Origin of the sequence: Tateyamaria pelophila, assembly GCF_019966495.1 — a bacterium.
In the GTDB taxonomy this organism is placed as follows: Bacteria; Pseudomonadota; Alphaproteobacteria; order Rhodobacterales; family Rhodobacteraceae; genus Tateyamaria; species Tateyamaria pelophila.
Map to the genome: position 1 here is coordinate 1 of NZ_JAIMIA010000277.1, position 2,141 is coordinate 2,141.

The following is a 2,141-nucleotide window of genomic DNA, read 5'->3' on the forward strand; positions in this document are numbered from 1 at the left end:
GTCAGCCCGAAGCGGCACCTCAGCCCTTGCCCCAAAACAGAGTTAGCCGACCTTCCCCGCGCGGGTCGCGAAATGGTAAGATGCGGACAAAGTTAGCTTTCGCTGCGTTTGTGCGAATGTCTAGTTTCAGTGATTTAGCCGGAGCAACCGCTTCATTGACAGGCGTTCACTATGCCGTTCAACATCGGAGAAGCCCGCACCGCCCGACGGGGAATATTGCTTTTTTAGTCCTCGGGAACCCCTGCCTGCCGCAAACCATCAATGAACATCTGGTGGCGAGCGTGGGTAGCCGGAGGCATGCTATCGACCACTCGCTTGATTGTCAGGCCGGGATAAGATCGCATTAGCGAAGCAACTGCCTCGTCGGCTTCTTCCTTGCGCCCGGCGTTTGCACAAAAACTTGCAAGATCACGATAAGCCCAAGTCACGCCCGGGCCTGCCGTAAGTCCCAGCTTCACTAGCCGAATAGCTTCATTGTAATTTTCGGCCAGTCCCATCGCATAGGCGCGCCCAAACTGGAAATTAAAAAAGAAAGGATCACGCGGACTCAGTGCTTCGGCGCGATCAAACGCGGAGAGACCGGCCGCAATCTCCTTGCGGTAAAGGTTGTTCCAACCCAATCGCATCCATCCCCAAGCGGAGTTCGGATCAAGGGACAACGCCCGTTCAAGCAGTTGATCCGCACGCTCATGGTCCAAGCCAGTCATTCCAATTGCAGCAGCTATGGCCACCAATGATGGCGCATGGTCATCAACCGAAAGCACTGCCGACTCAGCGTCGGTTTGTGCATTTTCGCGCGATAGCAGCGGTGTTTTGTTCCACATATAGGTTGCTTGCTGCGCATAGGCCCAAGCCCGGAGCGCCTTCGCCCGAATATTGTCACCGTCCCGCTCGATCGCGAGGGATAACAATTCGATCGCTCGTTCATTTTCTTCACGTCGGTGCTTCCAAAAATGGGGAAAGGCACTCATGTAAAGCTCGTAGGCTTTTCTATCCTTCGGTGCGACCGCGCGAGCGTCGGCGATTTCGGATGCGCGAATAGATGGGGAAATTGCACCCGCGACTTGTGACGCAACGCGATCCTGTAAATCGAAAAGGTCATCAAGGTCATCGTCATATCGCTGGGACCAAAGGTTCGCCCCTGATTTCGCTGAAGAGAGCTGCACCGAAATTCTAACCCGTGATCCAACTCTTCGAATTGATCCGGTAACGACGTATCGAGCTCCCAACTCTCGCCCGACCTCGCGCACTTCTACAACGCGCCCCTTGAAGATAAAGGCTGATTGACGGGCAATAACGGCTATGTCGCTCACACTAGACAATGCAGATGTGATTTCATCGACAATGCCATCCGCAAAAAAGCCGTCCTCAGCGCCCATCTCGTCGAAAGGCAGAACAACGACCGCAGGGGTCACATCGTTTTGTTTTCCTGGCTCCACAGTACCTTCGCCGACTACCCATGCTTCAATTGGGTCAGGCAAATTCTTGACAGAAATATCGCCAACAGAGTTCAGGTCGACGTCGATCCGCCCCTTCACTTGATCCCGCATGGCACGTGACATGCAGATGCCTCCGACAGGAGAGATTGCTTCCAATCTGGCGGCGACATTCACGGCGTCTCCGAAAATGTCCTCGCCAATTGCCACAACATCACCAAGATGCACCCCTATTCTAAAGCGAAGCTGATTGTGCTCCGCCCAGTCCGTTTCTTGGGCGGACATCGTCTCTTGAATGGCCAGTGCACAGCGGGTTGCTTCAACTGGCGATGGAAACTCCGCCAGGAATCCGTCGCCCATAGTTTTTACGACGCGCCCTCCTGCGTTTCGCACTAAAGGGTTCACCACTTTGTTCCAGATAAAGCGGAGCCTGGAAATCACGCCTTCCTCATCCTCTGCGATCAGGCGAGAATATTCGGCTAGGTCTGCGGCGACTATCGTTGTCAAACGTCTGATATCAAGCTCCAAGCAATCGTTCGTACAGCGTGAATGAACGATAATCGCATTGCAAGCGTTGGCCGTGCTGCAGAAGCAGCCATTCAAACGCCTCGCAGCATCCGTTGCTTTTGGGCTCTCACCGGGATTTCGCTGCACGCTACACGAAAGGCCGCTAACGGGAAACGGGCCAAACTTTGAAAATTCCGC

The 2,141-nt window shown here is 54.3% G+C and carries 1 protein-coding gene; it reads right to left on the bottom strand.

Features of this window, described 5'->3' with window-relative positions:
- Nucleotides 1–224: 224 nt before the first annotated feature.
- On the bottom strand, nt 225–2,141 hold a 1,917-nt coding region (locus LC354_RS27595; RefSeq protein WP_223429125.1), incomplete at its 5' end, for an adenylate/guanylate cyclase domain-containing protein.